18 protein-coding genes and 1 tRNA gene are annotated in these 20,510 nt (G+C 31.4%); 1 reads left to right on the top strand and 18 read right to left on the bottom strand.

Translation table 11 applies throughout. The annotated features are described in order from the left end of the window. Window positions 1-71: 71 nt before the first annotated feature. The 15 genes from B5D41_RS07630 to B5D41_RS07700 form a co-directional block, all read right to left on the bottom strand. Window positions 72-1,454, bottom strand: coding sequence for a sodium/glutamate symporter (locus B5D41_RS07630; RefSeq protein WP_078810039.1), 1,383 nt, complete (start codon window positions 1,452-1,454; stop codon window positions 72-74). Window positions 1,455-1,484: 30 nt separating this feature from the next. Continuing rightward, window positions 1,485-2,888 (bottom strand): trimethylamine methyltransferase family protein, encoded by a 1,404-nt coding sequence (locus tag B5D41_RS07635; protein WP_078810040.1) that lies wholly within the window; start codon window positions 2,886-2,888, stop codon window positions 1,485-1,487. A gap of 182 nt (window positions 2,889-3,070) precedes the next feature. After that, window positions 3,071-4,540 (bottom strand): trimethylamine methyltransferase family protein, encoded by a 1,470-nt coding sequence (locus tag B5D41_RS07640; protein WP_159442920.1) that lies wholly within the window; start codon window positions 4,538-4,540, stop codon window positions 3,071-3,073. Between the two features lie 111 nt (window positions 4,541-4,651). Further along, on the bottom strand, window positions 4,652-5,770 hold the full coding sequence (locus B5D41_RS07645; protein ID WP_078810042.1) for a PucR family transcriptional regulator ligand-binding domain-containing protein: 1,119 nt from the start codon (window positions 5,768-5,770) through the stop codon (window positions 4,652-4,654). Window positions 5,771-5,808: 38 nt separating this feature from the next. Beyond that, a complete protein-coding gene (locus tag B5D41_RS07650; protein ID WP_078810043.1) occupies window positions 5,809-7,788 on the bottom strand; it encodes a hydantoinase/oxoprolinase family protein in 1,980 nt (659 codons plus the stop codon). A gap of 166 nt (window positions 7,789-7,954) precedes the next feature. Then, entirely contained in the window at window positions 7,955-8,752 is a 798-nt protein-coding gene (locus B5D41_RS07655; protein ID WP_078810044.1) for a methyltetrahydrofolate cobalamin methyltransferase, read from the bottom strand. Window positions 8,753-8,820: 68 nt separating this feature from the next. After that, on the bottom strand, window positions 8,821-9,453 hold the full coding sequence (locus B5D41_RS07660; RefSeq protein ID WP_078810045.1) for a corrinoid protein: 633 nt from the start codon (window positions 9,451-9,453) through the stop codon (window positions 8,821-8,823). A gap of 95 nt (window positions 9,454-9,548) precedes the next feature. Further along, window positions 9,549-10,952 carry a trimethylamine methyltransferase family protein gene (locus B5D41_RS07665; RefSeq protein WP_078810046.1) on the bottom strand — a complete coding sequence of 468 codons (1,404 nt, stop codon included), beginning with the start codon at window positions 10,950-10,952 and terminating at the stop codon, window positions 9,549-9,551. Between the two features lie 169 nt (window positions 10,953-11,121). Beyond that, the gene (locus B5D41_RS07670; protein ID WP_078810047.1) at window positions 11,122-11,664 is read right to left on the bottom strand and encodes a helix-turn-helix domain-containing protein; all 543 of its coding nucleotides are present in this window, start codon (window positions 11,662-11,664) and stop codon (window positions 11,122-11,124) included. Window positions 11,665-12,065: 401 nt separating this feature from the next. Beyond that, a complete protein-coding gene (locus tag B5D41_RS07675) occupies window positions 12,066-12,830 on the bottom strand; it encodes an AraC family transcriptional regulator (RefSeq protein WP_078810048.1) in 765 nt (254 codons plus the stop codon). A gap of 336 nt (window positions 12,831-13,166) precedes the next feature. Continuing rightward, a tRNA-Cys gene (locus tag B5D41_RS07680) sits at window positions 13,167-13,241 on the bottom strand. A 148-nt stretch (window positions 13,242-13,389) separates the two neighbouring features. Continuing rightward, a complete protein-coding gene (locus B5D41_RS07685) occupies window positions 13,390-14,355 on the bottom strand; it encodes an ABC transporter substrate-binding protein (RefSeq protein ID WP_078810049.1) in 966 nt (321 codons plus the stop codon). Between the two features lie 111 nt (window positions 14,356-14,466). Beyond that, window positions 14,467-15,648, bottom strand: a complete 1,182-nt coding sequence (locus B5D41_RS07690) for a quaternary amine ABC transporter ATP-binding protein (RefSeq protein ID WP_078810050.1) — start codon at window positions 15,646-15,648, stop codon at window positions 14,467-14,469. Window positions 15,649-15,706: 58 nt separating this feature from the next. Continuing rightward, complete coding sequence (locus B5D41_RS07695; protein ID WP_078810051.1) at window positions 15,707-16,537, bottom strand: ABC transporter permease; 831 nt, start codon at window positions 16,535-16,537, stop codon at window positions 15,707-15,709. 96 nt (window positions 16,538-16,633) lie between these two features. Next, window positions 16,634-17,599, bottom strand: coding sequence for an ABC transporter substrate-binding protein (locus B5D41_RS07700; protein ID WP_078810052.1), 966 nt, complete (start codon window positions 17,597-17,599; stop codon window positions 16,634-16,636). Between the two features lie 632 nt (window positions 17,600-18,231). On the opposite strand from B5D41_RS07700, the gene B5D41_RS07705 reads away from it, so the two are divergent. Then, complete coding sequence (locus B5D41_RS07705) at window positions 18,232-18,489, top strand: AbrB/MazE/SpoVT family DNA-binding domain-containing protein (RefSeq protein WP_078810053.1); 258 nt, start codon at window positions 18,232-18,234, stop codon at window positions 18,487-18,489. A 104-nt stretch (window positions 18,490-18,593) separates the two neighbouring features. Here the strand turns inward: B5D41_RS07705 and B5D41_RS07710 are convergent, their stop codons facing one another. The 3 genes from B5D41_RS07710 to B5D41_RS07720 form a co-directional block, all read right to left on the bottom strand. Further along, window positions 18,594-19,724: a geranylgeranyl reductase family protein gene (locus B5D41_RS07710; RefSeq protein WP_078810054.1), complete on the bottom strand. Its 1,131-nt coding sequence runs from the start codon at window positions 19,722-19,724 to the stop codon at window positions 18,594-18,596. Between the two features lie 22 nt (window positions 19,725-19,746). Continuing rightward, complete coding sequence (locus B5D41_RS07715) at window positions 19,747-20,157, bottom strand: NusG domain II-containing protein (protein WP_078810055.1); 411 nt, start codon at window positions 20,155-20,157, stop codon at window positions 19,747-19,749. A gap of 113 nt (window positions 20,158-20,270) precedes the next feature. Continuing rightward, window positions 20,271-20,510, bottom strand: a 240-nt coding sequence (locus tag B5D41_RS07720) for an IS30 family transposase (protein ID WP_143555667.1), incomplete at its 5' end; no start/stop codon positions are given.

Below are 20,510 nucleotides of genomic sequence, written 5' to 3' on the forward strand. Positions count from 1 at the left end.
CTTTGAATTCAAAGCATGGAATTACTATAATTTAAGGCATGAAATTGCTATAATTTAAATGTCACAAGAACTTATCCTTCAATAACTTCCTTCTCTCCTGGTCTAAAATCAGCTACTCCTTCATCACGCACACCATATTTCCATGCAGTAATGAGTAATAAGATTGCCCAAATTGCAAGTAAAATTGCACCTGACAGCATCACATTACCTTTAGCAACATAGAGAGGTACTATAGAAACTATTGCCAACTCAATAAAAGCAATTACCATATATGCCATACCATAATCCTCTAATGTCCCACTTTCAAACTCCGGGTCTACAATTCTAAGTAGAGTAACTCCCATTGCTACAACTCCAGTACTCCAACCATATACAAATATTGAACGCTCGAACCAAAAGTTTTGGAATAACTTCCTTCCAACAAAAAATAAAAAGAAGATCCCATAACCAACACCTATTGCCGTCATGATTATAATTGGTGCAGCATACTTAACAACTATTGCTACCTTAATTGAAGCGACTCCAAAACCAACTAAATAATCTGTAGCAGTACTACCTATTCTAGTAATAACCTTCCTATCTACATAGTCTCCTAAGCCTACTGCTTTTAGAATAAAGTGTAAAAGTACACCCGACAACATCGATAAACACATCATCGGTAAAGTAATTTCAGGTAATATAGCTTTAAATCCATAATAACTATAATATCCACCAGCAGTTGCTATTAACACCAATAATAAATGCCAGGAAAGAGGGTCTATTGACATTGGATTAACTGTCTCTTGTCCCATTGTATTTCGTTTATCTTCCGGAACTAATCCTGTTCTCATACTATCTGGCAATTCAGCCATAGTCTTAATAAACCTAGTTGCCTTTATTCTCGTAGCAATATTAATTAAGACTAATCCACCAAAGACTCCAGATAAAATACCTACAGTTGCAAAAGTTTGTCCAATAGTTAAAGCTTCTTTCCAGCCAGCTACAGTTTTAAGAGTTCCACCTATAGCTGCTGCATAACCGTGACCCCCAACAAAGCCAGCCGGTTGTAATATTGCAAACATCTCTGGGACATCTGGAAAAAACTTTTTAAGTATGAAACCACCAATTAATAAGGAAGTACCAAACCCACCAATCTCAGCTGCTAAATTTAAAGTAAATGTATCTCCTACTTTATCTATAACTTTTTTAACTGATGTTTGTTGTTTCTTACCAATAAATAAAGTAGCAAATAAGACTACTACCAACATATAAGCATAGCTTGCCATTTGATCACTAAAAGGAAGCCACCCCAAAAACTGTGGCCCTAAAAACAACCCTAAAAATCCAGCGATCAAAGAAGATGGTAAATACAAGTTTTGAATTAATTTAATCCTAGATCTTAGAACCTGAGCAATGAATAAAAGTCCCGACATTAATCCAAAGTCCATTAATAAATCATAAGGTCCAAATTGCATATTTTTACTTCCCCCTTCTTATAATTAAATTTAAAATCCTAATAATTCTTCATCAACTAATGAATCAGTGTTTTGAGCCAAAATTTCCTGGGCAATATTTCGAGCTCTTTCTCGAGCATCTGGTGCTCCATCTTTAACCCAATCTCCCCAGTCAGAAGCATCATATAAAGCATCATCAAAGAATTCAGTACGCATATATTGGAGAGTACTTGCCTGGGTTAAAAAGTTACCACCTGGACCTACTTCCTTAATATCATCATAAGCTAACCTATCTTCACTAAACTCTAATCCTCTTAAAACTCGTTTCGCCATACCTATCATTTGATTATCAATTACATATTGCTCATAAGCAGCAGTCATTCCACTATCTATTAATCCTGCTGCATGATGAATATAATTCGTTCCAGTTAAAGCTGACATCAAGATATTTGACATCTTTTCGTATCCTGCTTGAATATCTGGAGCCTTAGAATCAGAAATTCCTGCTGTATTATAAATAGGTAATTCATAATATTGAGCCATCTCTGCACAAGTTGCATTCATAATCCCCATTTCAATGGAAGCAAATCGGAAATTAGAAGTCTTCATATCCATATTAGTTGGAACAGTTCCATATAATGTTTTAGCCCCTGGTTCTATTAATTGACTAAAAACAACCATAAATAGAGCCTCAGCATTAGTCTGTACTATAGTTCCAGGTAATGTAATTGGACTTGTAGCGCCAGCAATCGGAGCAGTCGGTCCTACAACCGGAACACCTCTCTCTACTGCATATCTAAAATAATCTGTGTAATCCTTCTCCATAGTTAATGGGCTCATGATATTAGCTATAAATGAAATAAATGGTTTTTGTCTAAACTCTTCTTCAGACCCTGCAATCTTTACAGCGGCATCTATTACTTTCTTTTGCCCTTCTAAAGTATAAATACCACCCATAATATGTTTAGTAGTATTCTTCATTGCATTAAAGAACCTGGCTTCATCTGCCCCTTCTTTTCCAGCATCATCTGGAAAAACCGGAATAACTAAAAAATCAATATTATCTAAGTTATGAACTAACTTAGTAATCTTAGACACATCTTCAGATGTTGACATCCTCCGTTTACCAGTTTCTATATCCAAAACATTAACAGCAGTACCTCCAGTACCTAAATAAACATTAGTACCACCTAATTCTAGATTATGTTCATCTTCTCTTCCGTATAATATTACCTTAGATGGTGCAGTGTCAATGGCATCTTCCACCATACTTGGAGGTAGTTTAACTAAACTTTCATTAAAATCAACTTTTGCCCCTTTATCATCAAATAGTTCTAAAGCTTTTTTATTCTCTACTTTTACTCCTACCTCATTAAGTACTTTTAATGTTTCCTGATGGACCCTACCCTTCTGTTCTTCATTTAAAAATTTAAGCATTCCACCTTGATATGGCATAGCACCCCTCCTTGTAGTTTATTACTTTATAACATTACTAAAGATAATACATTCTAGCATATTTACTTCGTAGCACCATATTATTATATAAAATACAATTTGTAGTAAATATTCTGAAAATTTTCGTTAATATAAACTTGCCTAAAAGCTATTAATAAGCCCCTAGACAAGTTCGTTAACATCTACGAAGCATTTTCTCCTGCATTATTTTCTAATAAAATATGTGGAAACTCCTTTTTAATCTCTTTATCTAATTTCTCATCAATACCCAGTGGCTGATGATCATTTAAGATATCTTTAGCCATCTCAATCGCTCTTTCTCGAGTAGGTTTAGAGCCTTGTTCCTCCCAAGCTTCACGAGTTAAGCGGTCACTAACTTTTGGTTGGAAAAATTCTGTACGCATATGTTTTCTTGTATGTTCATCCGTTAAGAAATGTCCACCTGGCCCAACCCTCTCAATTACATCTGTAGCAATTGTTTCTTCATTTACTTCAATACCTTTAATTGCTCTCATAGCCATACCGATAATTTCATTATCTATTACATACTGTTCATAAGCAACAGTCTGACACATCTCTAATAATCCAGCTGAATCATGAATAAAGTTAGCACCTGACATACCTGCTAATAGAGTAGTCATCGCTTTTTCATAACCTGCTTGCACATCTGGAAGCTTAGCATCACTCATTCCAGCAGTAGCATAAAGCGGTAATCCATAATACTGAGCTACCTGTGCTACACCTGCATGCATAAGCCCCATTTCAACTTCACCAGTAATATAAAGAGCCGTATTAAGGTCCATTGCTGAAGCAGTAGAAGCAAATAACACTGGAGTACCTGGATTAACTAACTGTGCTAAAACTACACCAGCTATAGATTCAGCAGCCATTAAAGCTATATTACCAGCAATAGTAATTGGTCCTGTTGCTCCAGATAATGGTTCTGCTGGAATAGCTACTGGTAAGCCATGTTTAGCTATTTCTATTAAGAAATCAGTATAAGTATCGTCTAATACTAATGGAGACATTACGCAAGTAATAAAAGAAATAAATGGTTTTTTTACTAAAGCTTCTTTACTTCCAGCAATCTTAGAAGCCATATCAATTACTTCTCTAATTCCTTTAATTGAGTAAACTCCACCCATAATATGCTTAGATGTATTTGACAATGCTGAATAAAATCTATTAACATCCACATTTTGATCATCACATTCTTGAGGGTAAACTGGAATTACTAAGAAATGAATATTTTCTAAATAATCAACCAACTTAGCAATATCAGCTACATCTTTAATATTAATCCTACGCTTCTGTCCTGTTTCTAAGTCTAATACATCTAATACTGTTCCACCTGTTCCATAATGAACTCTATTTTCACCTATCTCTAGATTATGCTCTTCTTCTCTACCATATAATGTTACATTTGATGGTGCTTTCTCAATACATTCTTTAACTAAACTCTGGGGAATCTTCACCATCTTTTCATCATAATCGACTTCTGCTCCATTCTCTTCAAAAATCTCTAATGCCTGCTTACTATTAACATTGACTCCTGTTTCTGATAACATATGCATAATAGAATCGTCAAGTTGTCTTAAATCATCATCAGTAAACGGTTTATAATGTCTTCCTCTCACTCCACCCTTAATCATAATTATTTTCCTCCCTATTTTTTTGATTATACTCTTATTTTCTATATTAAGTATATCCAATCCATAATTTGAAAACAATGTATGAGAGGAAGCTACCATTGTATTAAATAATCAACTTCTTTTGAAAGTATTTAACCTATACTGACCAGGGGTTATCCCTGACTCCCTTTTAAACACTTTGCTAAAATAACTAGCATCATAATACCCTGAAATTTCAGCAATTTTATTTAGTGGCATCTCAGTCTTTCTTAATAGTTTTTTAGATTCTCTTAACCGAATTTGATTTACATATTCCATAATTGTAACACTAGTAGCTTCTTTAAAAATCTTACTTAAATGAGAAGCACTTAAATAAACATGAGAAGATATCTGGTCTAGGGTTAACTTATCTGAATAATTATCCCAAATAAAATCTTTTACTTTTTGAACAGTCTCTAAATTCTTCATTTTAGCCTTTTCATGAATTAAATCCATATATCTATTAACAAAATGTTTAGTTAAATCAAATTTGTCTTTTAATTCATTAGTTTTATCCATTTCTTTAATTAATTGATCATTTAGATGTAAAGCCGTTTCTAAATTCACTCCACCTTCGATTGCTGCTCTAGATAACATAATAGCAATTTCTAGACATCTAGTTTTAATTAACTTCTCCTCTAATCCACTATTTAACATATCAATGAAGATTTCTTTTAAGAGTCTAAATACCTCTGTTCTGTTACCATACTTAACCTCATCAAATAGTATTTGCTCTTTATCAATACAGAACAAAGCCTTAGGACCAGTTTTAGATTCAAGTCCATAAATCTCATGTGAATCATCAATTAATTTATCAAAAGGTGATTGATTAACTATTTTATCCATTAGCACTTCAGTTAATTTTAAAAAAGGCATCCCTTTAGGAATTTCTAATAAAGTTAAATCTAATTCATTAGCTAATTTAATCATATTTTGGGGGATATTTTCAAAGTAATAACCTGGCTCTATAGCTAAAGCCGCTATATCCTTATCTGCTAACTCTTTAATCAAATATTCCTGTTCATCATCATTATCTTTAATTCCATGTGCACAAGTTAAAAGCAGTTCTCCGCCTTTTAACCAATCTGCTATAGAAGATGTTTCTCCTATATGAATCCATCTGATTTCATTATCAACCTTCTTTCTACCTGCTACAATCTTTACCTCTTGTAATTCTTTTAATTCTAAAGCTTCTCTTATAGTTAACCCCATATTGTCTCCTCCTTTTTAATCTTTAAATATAACTTAACCTAGTTTCTTACATAAGGAGAACCAATTACAGTAATTATAACTTTAACCTCTAACAGAGTACCACTAAATTTTGAATTAAGTCCTATTTCTTTCTTCTCAACTTCTAAATCCACTTCCCAATCTATAGCTCCAGCCTCTTTAACCTTATTAATTGCAATTCTTTTTCCTAAATCTTTAGCATAAGTAATAGCTTCATCTAATTCAATAAATTCTTCTTTTCCTGTAGTATGATGCATAATATGATTCCCTTGCATAGGATTTGGCTTAATTAGTATTTCTTCTTCAATTAATATACTACCTACTGCTGCTCCAATCGCATTGGCTACTTCATAGTTTTGTGGTAAAATCACATCTGTATGAAGATATCTATCTAAATCTTTGAGATAAGCTTGAGCCGGAGCTCCTATAGCTATAATCGGTAATTTAGGTTTAAAATCCCAATTAAAGTTATTAGAAATATTATTTATCGAAAGATTTAAAAGTGATTCACATATTTCACATTTGTCATCTTCATAGTTATCATATTCTTGAGTGATTAAATAATTAGCAATCTCTTTAGCACTCTTTTTAATTACATCATCTGTTATCTGTACTGCTAATGCATCCCCATCTGTTAACATTTCATCAACTAAAATATTAAAACCTAATTCTGCCGCTTCATTATTCCATTTATCGTATTTATTTAAAACATGCAAAATATCTGTTGGGGTCAAACCAATTCTTTTAATAACCTCTAATCTTTCTAAACTTTTTACTTTTAAAAACTTATTACTAATTATGTCTAATTCATTAGTAATCTGTCTTAAAGATTTAGGGCCACCTTCTAATAATTTTATTAATCTCTTTTCTTCTTTACTGAAACTAATATTATCTGGAATACGATTTAATATTAAAAACTCTCTTTGTTGTGAATCTACTTTTCTTCGATTCATTTTTTCTAATTCTATTAAAACTCCATCATCCTTAGTTGCTGCTACGGAATATGGTATCACCCTTTTAGGACCAACATCTAACTTCCTTTCTTGATTGAAGAAAATTCGACTGTCTCCTCCTAAACCGCTAGTTTTAAATTTAATAGCTTCTATACTACTTGACCATCCCTCTATTACTGCACCAGTCGGGTCAAGTTTAGGACGACCATCCTCAATTAAACATATATCAGTAGTCGTTCCACCCATATCTACAATTATCCCATCTTCAACTTCAGCTAATTTTTTAGCCCCAATAGTACTAGCAGCTGGCCCTGATAAGATAGTCTCTATAGGCCTTTTTAGTATTACTTTATCTTTTAATAATGAGCCATCACCTTTCACCACCAACAATGGTGCCTCTATTCCTTTAGCTTGCAAAGCTTTCTTAGTTTTATCATTTAAATCTTTAATAATTGGAATCAAACTAGCATTTAATACAACAGTAGTTGCTCGTTTAATAGAATTCAATTTATTAGTTAAAATATGTCCACATACTACAGGTAAATTAGTAAGTTTTCCAAGAATCTTTTTAGCTTCTATTTCATGTGCTGGATTGCGAACACTCATATATCCTGATACAGCTAATACATCAACTTTATCTTTCCAAGCTAATCCCAATTCCTTAATTCTATCTATATTTAAAGCTTCAACCTCTTTGCCTTTAATGTTAAACCTACCTGCAACTATCCCTATTCTTTCAGCTGGAATCTTTTCATCTAATTTAAACTGTTCTATTAGTTCTTGGTCATATCCTAACAAAAGCAATCCTACTCTAGCACCATTACTTTCTACAATAGCATTAGTAGCCAATGTAGTAGATAATGATACTATCTCTATTCTCTCAAACCACTCTTGCTTCAATCCTCCAATACAATTATTTATACCTTCTGTTAGATTGTAATGTGTTGTTAAAGCTTTATTCTTATCTATCAATTCATCTTGTTCTCTATCATAGATAACTGCATCAGTATATGTACCGCCTGTATCTATCCCTAGAACAACCCTCATCCCTATCTCTCCTTTGATAAACTGCCTAATAACATTCAAATAATAAAAATACAATTTTGTTTTACAGATTATATCCTAACTATTATTACTTAATGATAATGATTACTAAACTAAGAATGGCAAAAAGAGAGGTATATACCCCTCTTTTTAAAAGCTAACATTTGAATTAAATAGTTAACTTATCACTTTTAGCTGCCTTAATATAGTTAGCACAATAAGTATCATTACCTAAAAGAGTATCAGATGCCGTAGCTAATGACATAATCTTATCATCTAATGGATCCATAATTGCACTATCTAAACCTCTACTCATAGCTAATACCAAATACGCTTGATTCAATAACTGCCGCTTAGGTAACCCATGGGAAATATTACTTAAACCACAAGTAATATGCACCCCTTCATACTTATTTGTAATTTCATCAATAGCATTTAAAATATGCATTCCCATTCCATCATCAGTTCCAATCGGTTGAATAATAGGGTCAACATAGATATCATCTAAAGCAATACCATCTGCTGTTAAATTGTCGATTAGTTCAGAAGCAACTCTAATTCTATCATCAGCATCGTTTGGCATACCGCTATCATCCATAACTAAAGCAACTACTGCTGCATCATGTTCTTGGATCATTGGTAAAATTTCATCATATCTATCACCTTCGCCAGTAATAGAATTAACTAATGCTTTACCTTCATGAGCTTCTAACCCTCGCTTTAATGCCTCTGGATTAGGACTATCGATACAAAGCGGTACATCTACAACTTCTTGCACAGTAGTAACTAACCATTCTAAAGCTTCAGGCTCTTCTTTAATCAATGTTCCACAGTTAACATCAATATAATCAGCACCTGCTTCTTCTTGTTCTTTAGCTAATTTTTGAATAAACTCTGCATCTCGCTCTTTTACAGCCGGTTCTACCTCATCTCTACTGGTATTAATTAACTCACCAATTACTATCATCTATACGCCTCCTTTTTATTTTAGTTGTTAGGTGTTGGTTGTTAGTTGTTAGTGACACTGTCTACTGCTTATTGAACAAACTCTCGAGCTAAGTCTGTAGATGTACTTCCGTCTGGAGCATATGCGTCAGCACCAATTTCATTACTAAATTCTTCAGTTACTGGAGCTCCTCCTACCATAATCTTAACTTGGTCTCTGATTCCAGCTTCCTCTAATGCTGCAATAGTCTCTTCCATAGCTGGCATAGTAGTAGTTAATAAAGCTGACATACCTACTACCTCAGGTTGATGCTCTTTAACAGCTTCCACAAATTTATCTGCTGGTATATCTACACCTAAATCTACCACTTCAAATCCTGCTCCTTCTAACATCATAGCTACTAAGTTCTTACCTATATCATGTAAGTCACCTTCAACAGTACCAATTATTACTGTTCCTGCAGAAGATTCATCTTCATCAGCTAAAAGTGGTTTTACTATATCCATTCCTGCATGCATAGCCTTAGCAGATATTAGTACTTCTGGTACAAACATTTCATTCTTTTTAAATCTTGCTCCCACAACATCCATACCTTCAACTAATCCTTGCTTAATGATTTCACCTGGTTCTGCCCCACCATCAACAAGTCCTTGAGCTAAATCAGCTACTTCATCAACACTTCCCTCAATTACTGCCTCTGCTATCTCTTCAAATTTACTCATTTTAATGATTCCCCCTATTTATATTAATTTTAATATTTGAATTTATTTACATCCACTATTTATAATCTTTCTACATACTTCATTCACTCAATCACTTAACCCTTAAGCAGTTCTTCATCTACTAATGATTCGCTATCTTGGGCTATGATTTCTCTAGCAATATCCTTAGCTCTTTCTCGAGCATCTGGACCACCATCTTTAACCCAATCTTCCCAATCAGTAGCATCATATAAAGCATCATCAAAAAATTCAGTACGCATATATTGGAGAGTACTTGCCTGCGTTAAGAAGTTCCCACCTGGTCCTACTTCTTTAATTTCATCATAAGCTAATCTATCTTCACTAAATTCTAACCCTCTTAAAACTCTCTTAGCCATTCCTAACATTTGATTATCTATTACATATTGCTCATAAGCAACACTCATTCCAGTATTCAATAATCCAGCTGCATCATGAATATAATTAGCACCAGATAAAGCTGCTAGTAAAATATTCGACATCTTTTCATATCCTGCTTGAATATCAGGAACCTTAGAATCCGACACTCCTGCAGTATTATAAATAGGTAAATCATAATATTGCGCCATTTCTGCACAAGCAGAATTCATCATACCCATTTCAATAGAACTAAATCTAAAGTCAGAACTTTTCATATCCATAGTCGTTGGTACTACTGAATATAATGTTTTAGCACCAGGCTCAATTATCTGACTGAAGATTACCATAAATAAAGCTTCAGCATTAGTTTGAACTATAGTGCCTGGAAGAGCAATAGGACTAGTTGCTCCAGCAATTGGTGCCGGAGGACCTACAACTGGCACTCCTCTTTCTACAGCATATCTAAAATAATCTGTATAATCTCTTTCCATAGTTAATGGACTCATGATATTAGCTATAAATGAGATGAATGGTTTTTCTTTTAATGCCTCTTCAGACCCTGCAATCCTAACAGCAGCATCTATTACTTTCTTTTGACCTTCTAAAGTATAAATACCACCCATAATATGTTTAGTAGTATTCTTCATTGCATTAAAGAATCTAGCTTCATCTGCCCCTTCTTTTCCAGCATCATCTGGAAAAACAGGTACTACAAAGAAATCAATATTATCTAAACTTTGAACTAATTTAGCTGTATTTACTACATCCTTTGAAGTAGCTCTTCTTCTTTCACCAGTATCTATATCTAATACATTAACTGCAGTACCACCAGTTCCTAAATATACATTAGTCCCACCTAATTCTATATTATGTTTATCTTCTCTTCCATATAGAATCACTTTAGATGGTGCAGAATCTATCGCTTCCTCTACCATACTATTAGGAAGTCTAACAATCTCCTCATCAAAATCTACCTCTGCTCCTTTTTCATCAAATAATTCTAAAGCTTTCTTATTCTCTACTCTAACTCCTATTTCTCTTAGGATATCTAATGTCTTTTGATGAACTTTCTCTTTCTGTTCTTCATTTAAAAATTTAAGTAACCCACCTTGATATGGCATCTTACCCCTCCTTATAGTTTAGTACTTTTTAGTACTTTAAAGTATAATTAATATAAATTTTATTTAATGGTACCACTCCTTTCAATTAATAATTTTCATTGCTAACAATTTTGTTCGACTTATTTCGACACAATTGCAAATTTTCTGATTATTAATAGTAAATTAATCTTTAAATATTATATATTGGTGGGACTATAGAAACATAAAAGCAACATTCTTCATTACCTTTATTGACTAACCTATGAGGAACAGTACTATCATAGTAAATGCTATCTCCTTCTTTTAAGTAATAATCTTGATCGGGATGCTCTATACATAGCTCTCCTTTATCAACTATTATAGCTTCTTCCCCTTTATGAGGTAACAATTCATCAGCATTGGCTTTACCTGACTTTAATTTTCCATACATTATACCCATCTTCTTAGTAGGATCTAAGAACATAATTTCATAAATTAAATTATTATGTGGAAAAGAAGCAATATCTCTTTCCTCCTTGCTCACTACACTTCCTGTATCATGCTCTGTCATCAATAATTGAAAACTTCTAACTCCTAAAGCATCTGCAATCTTCCTTAACGAATTAATAGAAGGATCAATTAAATCCCTTTCTAATTGACTAATATAACTTGAGGAAAATTCCGTCTTCTCAGCTAAGTCTTTTAAGCTAAGTCCTTTTTTCTTTCTAATATCTCTTATTTTTTTTCCTATCATTATAAAACCCCTTCATTTATAAATAGTTAATTTCTAATATTAAATTATACTTAATTTGATATTTTTGGAAGTGTTCAATTAAGTATATATTAAGTCTTAACTATATTATTCATTATTTATAAATAATTTTCCTGCATTTTTACAAATTACTTTAAAAAGTGATAAAACTATCAATATTGTTAAGGGGTTATTAATTAAGTATAACTAAACTACTATCTAGTTAAATTATATAATATAAGATAAAATTAACCAATGTATAATTTCAATTATTAATTGTAATATATTATTTTTTAGTTATTTTTTTGTAAATAATAATGTAATCTAATCTTTGAAAAAATAAAATCCTAGATTTTAACTTAAAATCTAGGATAAAAATATAAACTCATTATTTAATGTTAAATTTACCAATTACTTCTATGATCATTTATCCTATATTGCCCCGGAGTAACACCTATCTTTTTCTTGAAGACTTTACTAAAGTAACTAGCATCATAGTATCCTGTCCATTTAGCAATCTTCTTTAATGGCTTCTCTGTCTCTCTAAGTAATCTTTTAGCTTCTCGTAAGCGCACTTTAGTTAAATGCTCTATAACTGTTTTTCCAGTTCCTTCTTTAAAAATCTTACTTAAATAAGAAGTGCTTAAATAAATATGATTAGCAATCTGATCTAAAGATAGTTTATCTGCATAATTATAATTTATAAATTCTTTCACCTTTTGAATTATTTCTGGTTTATGTAACTTATTTTTTTTATGAAGTAAATTTATATATCTATTAATAAAACTCTTTGTTAATTCAAATTTCTTCTTTAAATTAATAGGTCTATTAATTTCTTTTATCAATTGATCATTTAAATGTAATGTTGCTTCTAAACTTACCCCTCCTTCAATAGCAGTCCTTGATGACATAATAGCAATTTCTAAACACCTAGTTTCAATTAACTTCTCTTTCAAGCCACTACTTAACATATCATTAAATATCTCATCTAATAGTAAACAGACCTTATCTTTGTTACCATACTTTACTTCATCAAATAGTTCTTTCTCTTTATCGATAGAACATACAGTCTTAGAATCAACGCTTTGATTTGAATTGATTCTTTTATCTAAGTGCCAAGCCATTTCACTACTTCTCATTTCTCTTAATTTTTCCATAGGTGTTCCCATTTGTATTCCCCCTTATTGAAAATAAATTTATCAACTCTTAATTTTGTCATGCTTATAAATGTTCTGATAATTAAATATTCTAATAATGAAGACCTGTTATTTCATAATCATGATTATTTTGTAACCATGATTATAATTTAGATATCATTAGGCAAAATTCCTGTATTTTTCTTAAAAAATAATAAAATAAAAAAAGCTAGGGATATCCCTAGCTTTTTTTAAGAAATGATGAATCAATATATTAAAATTTTGCATGAAAAAACATAGGTGTAATCAAATCCTGTTGTTAGGAAATGAAACCTATGAAAGAAATGTTATCTATAAGATTAATTGAATTGGAGGTGGCATCTGGATTTGAACCAGAGAATAAGGGATTTGCAGTCCCCTGCCTTACCGCTTGGCTATGCCACCATTACACTATTAATAAAACTTAACTACACCCTCATTTATTTATAATATAATATTTAACTAAAAATGTCAAGAGCAATGAATATAAGATAAAACAAATTAAACGACATTCCAAATGTTTGGAATGTCGTTTAAAATCATATTTCAATTATTATTTGAATTTCTGTTCTATAACTTTTACTGCATCTTTCTCATCTACTGTCTTCATACCTGCTACCCATTTTGTAACTAAATCTAAATTATTTTTAATCCATTCTTCAGCAATTTTTTCTGGATCACGCTTCTTTTTACCGTACTCTAATATCCACTTACTTTGAATCTTAGAGCTTATTTTAAACTGCTTTAATAATTTATAAAAGTTAGGTGCGTCATCTTTGAATCCTTTTCGGGTAATAGTTAAAACACTTTTGTCACTACCGTCTTTACTCCAAATTCTTTTTGGATCTTTTAAATATTTAATATCATATACTATATTCATCCAGTGTGGTTTCCAAGCACTCCAAGCAATCCATTCTTTATCCCTAATATGTTTTTTAACTGCTGACATCATTGCTTGAGAACTGCTGACTACTACGTTCCAATCTTTTAGGCCATAAATATTATTTTTTATAGCTTTTTTCATAATAGCATTCCCAGAGCTTCCAGGCTCTAGTCCATACCATTTATGATCAAATTTGTTAGCATATTTATGTAAATCAGCCATAGATTTTACTCCAGCTTCCCAAACATATTCAGGAACAGCAGTCTTCCAAACTACTTCATCTAGATTAACTCTTACAGGTTTTACAGTTCCCTTTTCTTTATAAGGTTGATAATCATTTATCATTTGTGGTAACCAGAGCCCAAGGAAAACATCAATATCTCCTTGTTCCATCCCCTTTAAAATAGTTGGTTTCATTGCTGAAGTTAGCTTAGTCTTATATCCTAAATATTGAGCGATTTTGTTAACTACATGAGTTTTCACTGTAACTCCTGGCCACTCTACATAACCAAAATTAATAACTTCTTTATTTTGATTAGTTTGCTGTGTAGAATCCGGTTGTCCACTACATCCTACTACTAAAGTAAGTACCAACGCTATAGTAATAAGTAATAATACACTTTTTTTTCTTAACATCAATTTATTAATACCTCCTTGAATTTATTTGAATAAAAAAACTTAATTTCTTAATAAATAATTGACTTTGAAATTTAAAAATCTACTATCGGATATCTACTAGTCCTAATACTAAATACCCTCTTTAGCTAAATTAGCTAAAACAATACTTTTAACAATAATACCTAATAGCTTGCCATTATCATTAACTACTGGTAATGGTATATTCAAATCAGCAATATCAGCAAATAATTCATCTAAATTCTCATCTGGATCTGCTATTGGAGTTTCTTGTATTAAACCTGATAAATCCTTCTGATCTTGTTTAATAGCCTCTACAACATCTTCAATTTTGATTACTCCTTTATATTGACGTCCTTTTCCTACTACAAAGATACTAGAAATTTCATTCTTCTTCATCTTATGCATAGCAGTCCGTGGCCCATCTTGTTCATACTGTAAAGATAAAGGTTTTGTCATAATATCTTCAGCTGCTAAAATACGTGAACGATTAACATCTTGTACAAAATCTCTTACATAATCATTTTCAGCATTTGTTAAAATTTCTTCTGGAGTTCCTAATTGAACTATTTCTCCATCTTTCATAATAGCAATCCGATCACCTAATTTTAATGCTTCATCTAGATCATGAGTAATAAATAAAATAGTCTTATTTAAGTCCTCATATAAATCTAATAACTGATCTTGCATATCCTTTTTAATTAATGGATCTAAGGCACTAAACGGCTCATCCATTAATAGAATATCTGGATCAACAGCCAATGCTCTAGCTAATCCAACTCTTTGCTGCATCCCTCCACTTAATTGATCAGGTTTCTGATCTTCCCAACCAGCTAAACCAACTAATTCTAATGCTTCTTTAGATTTTTCTCTTCTTTTTTCTTTAGAAACACCCTGAACTTCTAAACCAAATTCCGTATTCTCTAAAACAGTTTTATGGGGAAAGAGACCAAAGTTTTGAAAAACCATTCCAAATTTATCTTTTCTAAATTCTAATAACTCTTGTTTGTCTAAATTCATTAAATCCGTACCATCTATCTTTATTTCACCCTCTGTAGGTTCAATTAATCTATTTAAACATCTTAATAAGGTAGATTTCCCGCTACCAGACAAACCCATAATCACAAATATTTCTTCCGACTTAACCTTAAAACTAGTATTATTAACTCCTACTGTCAGTCCTGCCTTTTCTAATACTTCATCTTTTGAATAACCGTCTTTAAGTAATTCAAGACCTTTTTGAGGAGTGTCTCCAAATATCTTTGAAATATTATTAATTACCATCTTTTCCATTGACTCAACCTCCTATCTAATTTACTATTCAATATCTATATTAAATAAGATTCATTATTTACTCTCTTCCAAAAATCCGATCTAATACCATAGCTAAGATGACTACACCCAAACCAGCTTCAAATCCTAAACCAACATCAACTGTTGATAACGATCGCAATACAGGCTTTCCTAAACCACCAACACCAATCATAGCAGCAATTACTACCATAGATAATGAAAGCATAATACATTGATTAATCCCCATCATAATTGATGGTAAAGCTAAAGGTAATTCTACCTTATACAACATCTGCCAGAAGTTACATCCATACGCTCTTCCGGCTTCTTTCAATTCATCAGATACTTGTTTAATTCCTAAATAAGTTAAACGAATTGGCGGCGCAATTGCAAAGACAACTGTAGCTATAACTCCAGAAACATTCCCTAACCCAAAAAACATTAATGCTGGGATTAAATAAACAAACGGAGGGATTGTTTGCATAAAGTCTAAAATAGGCCTAGTAATTAAATCTAACATCCGATTATGAGCCTTAAGTATTCCAATAGGAATACCAAGTACTAAACAAACCAATACTGAAGTTACTATTGAAGACATAGTCGTTATTAAAGGATCCCACATTCTAAGATTTAAAACTAACATCAAACCTAAAACTACAAAGATTGCCAAATTTTTACCTTTAAGCTTCCAAGCTATTAGAGCAAAAATACTAATTAATATCAACGGATGACCAAAAGATAAAACAAATTCAAACCCATTAATCATAGAACTAATAACTTCTGAAAAAATGTCTAATGGACCATTAAAATTAATAATAATAAAATCTACTAAAGCTTCTATCCAGTCACCTAAAGGAATTTTAGTAGTTAAAATATTAACTAAAGACATTAACTTTTCTTACCTCCTTTGTTAAATAAAAGATCAATAAAAAGAAATTCAACGACATTCCAAATTTGGAATGTCGTTGAATATCCTATTCAATTATTATTTAAATTGTTGCTCTATAGTCTCTACTGCATTATTTCCATCTACTGTCTCCATACCTTCTACCCATTCTTTAACTAAATCTAAATTATTCTTAATCCATTCTTGGGCAACCTTTTCTGCAGGTCGACCTTTCTTTTGATATTCTAAGATCCATTTACTTTGAATTTGAGCATTAACTTTAAATTGCTCTAAAAACTTATAGAAATTAGGCATTCCTTCTTTAAGTTCTGGCCGAGCAGCAGAATAAACTCTGTCATTGTCACCCCAAATTCCTTCAGGATCTTTTAAATACTTAAGATCATATTTAATATTCATCCAATGAGGTTTCCAACCATGAAATGCAATCCATTCTTTAGTTTTAGTAGCCTTACCTACAGCTGATAACATAGCTGCTGTACTTCCACTTACTAACTCCCAATCTTTTAATTTATAAGTGTTATTTTCTATAGCATTTATAATGATTTGGTTTCCATCATTTCCAGGCTCGAGGCCAACTACTCTATGATCGAATTTATCAGCATACTTATGCAAATCAGCCATAGATTTTACTCCAGCTTCCCAAACATACTTTGGAACAGCAGTCTGATAAAGAGCTTCTTCCAGATTAACTGCTACATTTTCTACTATACCTTTCTCCTGATAAGGCTTAAAGTTAACCTTCATAGTAGGTAACCAATTACCTAAAAAAGCATCTATCTCATCATTTTTCATACCTTCAAATATAACAGTTTGTGTCAACGCCTTTTTCTCTACTTCATAATCTAAAGACTCTAACACCTGCTTAGCCACTTCTGTCTTAACAGTAACACCAGGCCAATTCACATAACCAAATGTAACCTCTTTCTTCTGTGTTGACTCCTGATTAGTTTGTTGTTTAGAATCAGGTTGTCCACTACATCCTACTACTAAAGTAAGTACCAAAGTTAAACTAATAAGTAATAATACACTTTTCCTTTTCATCATTAATTTATTAATACCTCCCTGAAATTATTCAAATAGATAAAATAATTTACCTTCTTAATCAATCATCACTATTATAAATATTCCCTTCTCTAACCTAAAATATCCCCTCCTCTTAATCTATATGTAATCTAATTCTAATTAACTTTTTTGTTATACAATAAAAAAATCTTTGAAATAAAATAAACTTCTATTCCAAAGATTCAAATAATAGCTTTTAGTTAAATTAATATCATTTTTTACCTATTTGCTCTCAATTTCTCACTCTAACACCTTAATTTCGTTATAAATAATATAACATTTATGACAGTTTGTCAAGTTTTATCTAAAATTTAATTTATAGTTGTAATTTTAATCCTTAATAAGTTAAATAAGTTAACTGTTTTAAAACAATTCAAAAAATTAGAATAAATCTATCAATTACTAGTTTAATAATACATTTAAAAAGAAAATTAATTAATAGTTATATTGTCGACTATTGAATCTCACTTTTCTTAATCACTCATAAACAATTTAATGAAAACAATTACAAAATTATCTTGAAAATTTTTGGTAATATCCTTGACAACGCTTTCAATTATTTGTATAATTATATTAGAAATCTTGTCGAATTATGTAAAAGGAGGGACAAAAGAATGAAATCAACCGGTATTGTAAGAAAAGTTGATGATTTAGGGAGAATGGTGATTCCTGTTGAATTAAGAAGAACTTTAGGAATTGAAACTAAAGATGCTTTAGAAATTTATGTAGATAATGATAAAATTATCTTTAAAAAGTATGAGCCAGCTTGTATCTTTTGTGGTAATGCAGAAAATACTATCGACTTTAAAAAGAAAACTATCTGTTCAGAATGCCTAGAAAATATGCAAGAAGAAAATAACAAATCTGCATAATTTATATCTGAGCTAATAAGTTAGTATAACAACATACTTAACATAATATTAGTTACTTAAATAAGTAGGGCTTAGGAGAATTCTCCTAAGCCCTACTTATTTTATTAAACCTTAAACCTTAAAAAAGGTATCTCTGATCGAAAAGTATTATATAAATCTGAATAACTTTTTCCACCATAAATTACAGTTAATAGCTGCTTTAGAATCCATTCTTTTTTATTAAAAAGCTTGTGAATTGTTTTTGAAAATGGAAAAAATATCTTACCAATCAATCGGGCTTTTTTAAATTCAGGTAATATTTCTTGATTAACTAATTCAGTATATCTATCTAAAGATCCTGCTTTTGATAATGTGTTAACTATTGTTTTACTAGCCAACTGAGCACTTTTTAAAGCATAAAATATCCCTTCTCCTGACAGTGGATCAACTAAACCAGCTGCATCACCAACTACTAATCCTCGCTGATTATTCAATTTGTGTTTATCCCCACCAATAGGTAATAAATGACCTTTAGCTTGTAATACATCAGAATCAATCAATCTTTCACTAACTAAATAATCGTTTAATTTCCCTTTTAAATCTATTCCTTGAGCATAAGTTCCAACTCCTACTGATAAATGTTCAGCTTTAGGAAAAACCCAAACATAACCATTAGAAACAATTCCATAATCTAAATGAATAATTCCACGTTGACTATTCAATCTTCTTTCTGAAACCTTTAATTCTTTCTCATAAGCAACACCATACTCCAAATCTGTCATTAATCCTAAATCACTAGCCACAACACTTTTAGCCCCATCAGCACCTACAATCAATTGAGCAGTAAAACTATCTGTATTTGTATTTACTTGTACTTGATTTTTATTTTGAATCACTTCTACTACTTTATTATTATCTATTACCTTAACACCCAAATTTTGAGCCTTTTTAACTAAAAAATCATCTAATTTATCTCTCATTACCATGTAAGTAAAAGGCTTTAAAAAATCTATATTTATCGGTTGCTGAAAATTATGACTAAAAACTACTTTAGTGATTTCATCCTCAATTACGTTATTTATCTTAAAATCTGTTAAAATTTCCTGTACCTTTAACGAAACCGCACCTCCACATGACTTATACCTAGGTAATCTTTCCTTATCTAGTAATAGTACATTTAAATTAGCTTGGGCTAAATTATAAGCAGTAAATGCTCCTGCCGGACCTGCTCCTACTACTATCACATCAACGTCCACTTTTTATCACCACCATTTCATATTAATAGGTAATTGCATCCGGTTGACTACTAACTCCTGTTTTCTCAATAGTAATTATTATTTTATTTGGCATACATACAATCATATCACCAACATTACTAATCCATCCTGTATCTGAACAGATTCCTAATGGACATATTTCGTTAGGCATCTCTAACATTCTTACTTTACCTTCATCAATAACTACCTCTGCTTTTCCAGAAGATAATGGTAGAGTAACCTTCTTTTCTAGTCCTGATACTAATCTAATTTTGTGTACTATCTCATCATTATATTCAATAACAATATATTCAGCTCCATCATTATTAAAATAAAAAATTGAAATACCAATGCCTACTAATGTAATTAAGATAATTGAAATAATCAATAATTTATCATAAAAAGTTAGTACTTGTCTTAAATTTGTAAGCATTTTATCATCCTCTATTCCTCCTATTAAATTATAACTTCATATATATAATATTAATTAATCCCTAAATTGCAATATTAAATTGAACTAATCTCAAACTGTAATAATTTGGTATTTTAGTCATATAGAATTTCTCTTAGTTGATCCTCAAAAGATTCATCAGGGGTTAGGTATCCTAATATTTTTCTTGGCAAAGTGTTACACCAATTTTGAATTCTACCAATGGCTTCAATGGAGAATTCACTTATACTTCTACCTTTAGGTATAAAACGTCTTATGAGACCATTATGACGTTCATTGGTACCTCTTTCCCATGATGAATATGGATGTGTAAAATATACTTTTGTATCAACTAG

Source organism: Selenihalanaerobacter shriftii, assembly GCF_900167185.1.
GTDB lineage: Bacteria > Bacillota > Halanaerobiia > Halobacteroidales > Acetohalobiaceae > Selenihalanaerobacter > Selenihalanaerobacter shriftii.

Bases quoted from the DNA above. Each gene is read 5' to 3' on its own strand.
- B5D41_RS07630 (WP_078810039.1), bottom strand. From the start codon at position 1,454: ATGCAATTTGGACCTTATGATTTATTAATGGACTTTGGATTAATGTCG.
- B5D41_RS07635 (WP_078810040.1), bottom strand. From the start codon at position 2,888: ATGCCATATCAAGGTGGAATGCTTAAATTTTTAAATGAAGAACAGAAG.
- B5D41_RS07640 (WP_159442920.1), bottom strand. From the start codon at position 4,540: ATGATTAAGGGTGGAGTGAGAGGAAGACATTATAAACCGTTTACTGAT.
- B5D41_RS07645 (WP_078810042.1), bottom strand. From the start codon at position 5,770: ATGGGGTTAACTATAAGAGAAGCTTTAGAATTAAAAGAATTACAAGAG.
- B5D41_RS07650 (WP_078810043.1), bottom strand. From the start codon at position 7,788: ATGAGGGTTGTTCTAGGGATAGATACAGGCGGTACATATACTGATGCA.
- B5D41_RS07655 (WP_078810044.1), bottom strand. From the start codon at position 8,752: ATGATAGTAATTGGTGAGTTAATTAATACCAGTAGAGATGAGGTAGAA.
- B5D41_RS07660 (WP_078810045.1), bottom strand. From the start codon at position 9,453: ATGAGTAAATTTGAAGAGATAGCAGAGGCAGTAATTGAGGGAAGTGTT.
- B5D41_RS07665 (WP_078810046.1), bottom strand. From the start codon at position 10,952: ATGCCATATCAAGGTGGGTTACTTAAATTTTTAAATGAAGAACAGAAA.
- B5D41_RS07670 (WP_078810047.1), bottom strand. From the start codon at position 11,664: ATGATAGGAAAAAAAATAAGAGATATTAGAAAGAAAAAAGGACTTAGC.
- B5D41_RS07675 (WP_078810048.1), bottom strand. From the start codon at position 12,830: ATGGGAACACCTATGGAAAAATTAAGAGAAATGAGAAGTAGTGAAATG.
- B5D41_RS07685 (WP_078810049.1), bottom strand. From the start codon at position 14,355: ATGTTAAGAAAAAAAAGTGTATTATTACTTATTACTATAGCGTTGGTA.
- B5D41_RS07690 (WP_078810050.1), bottom strand. From the start codon at position 15,648: ATGGAAAAGATGGTAATTAATAATATTTCAAAGATATTTGGAGACACT.
- B5D41_RS07695 (WP_078810051.1), bottom strand. From the start codon at position 16,537: ATGTCTTTAGTTAATATTTTAACTACTAAAATTCCTTTAGGTGACTGG.
- B5D41_RS07700 (WP_078810052.1), bottom strand. From the start codon at position 17,599: ATGATGAAAAGGAAAAGTGTATTATTACTTATTAGTTTAACTTTGGTA.
- B5D41_RS07705 (WP_078810053.1), top strand. From the start codon at position 18,232: ATGAAATCAACCGGTATTGTAAGAAAAGTTGATGATTTAGGGAGAATG.
- B5D41_RS07715 (WP_078810055.1), bottom strand. From the start codon at position 20,157: ATGCTTACAAATTTAAGACAAGTACTAACTTTTTATGATAAATTATTG.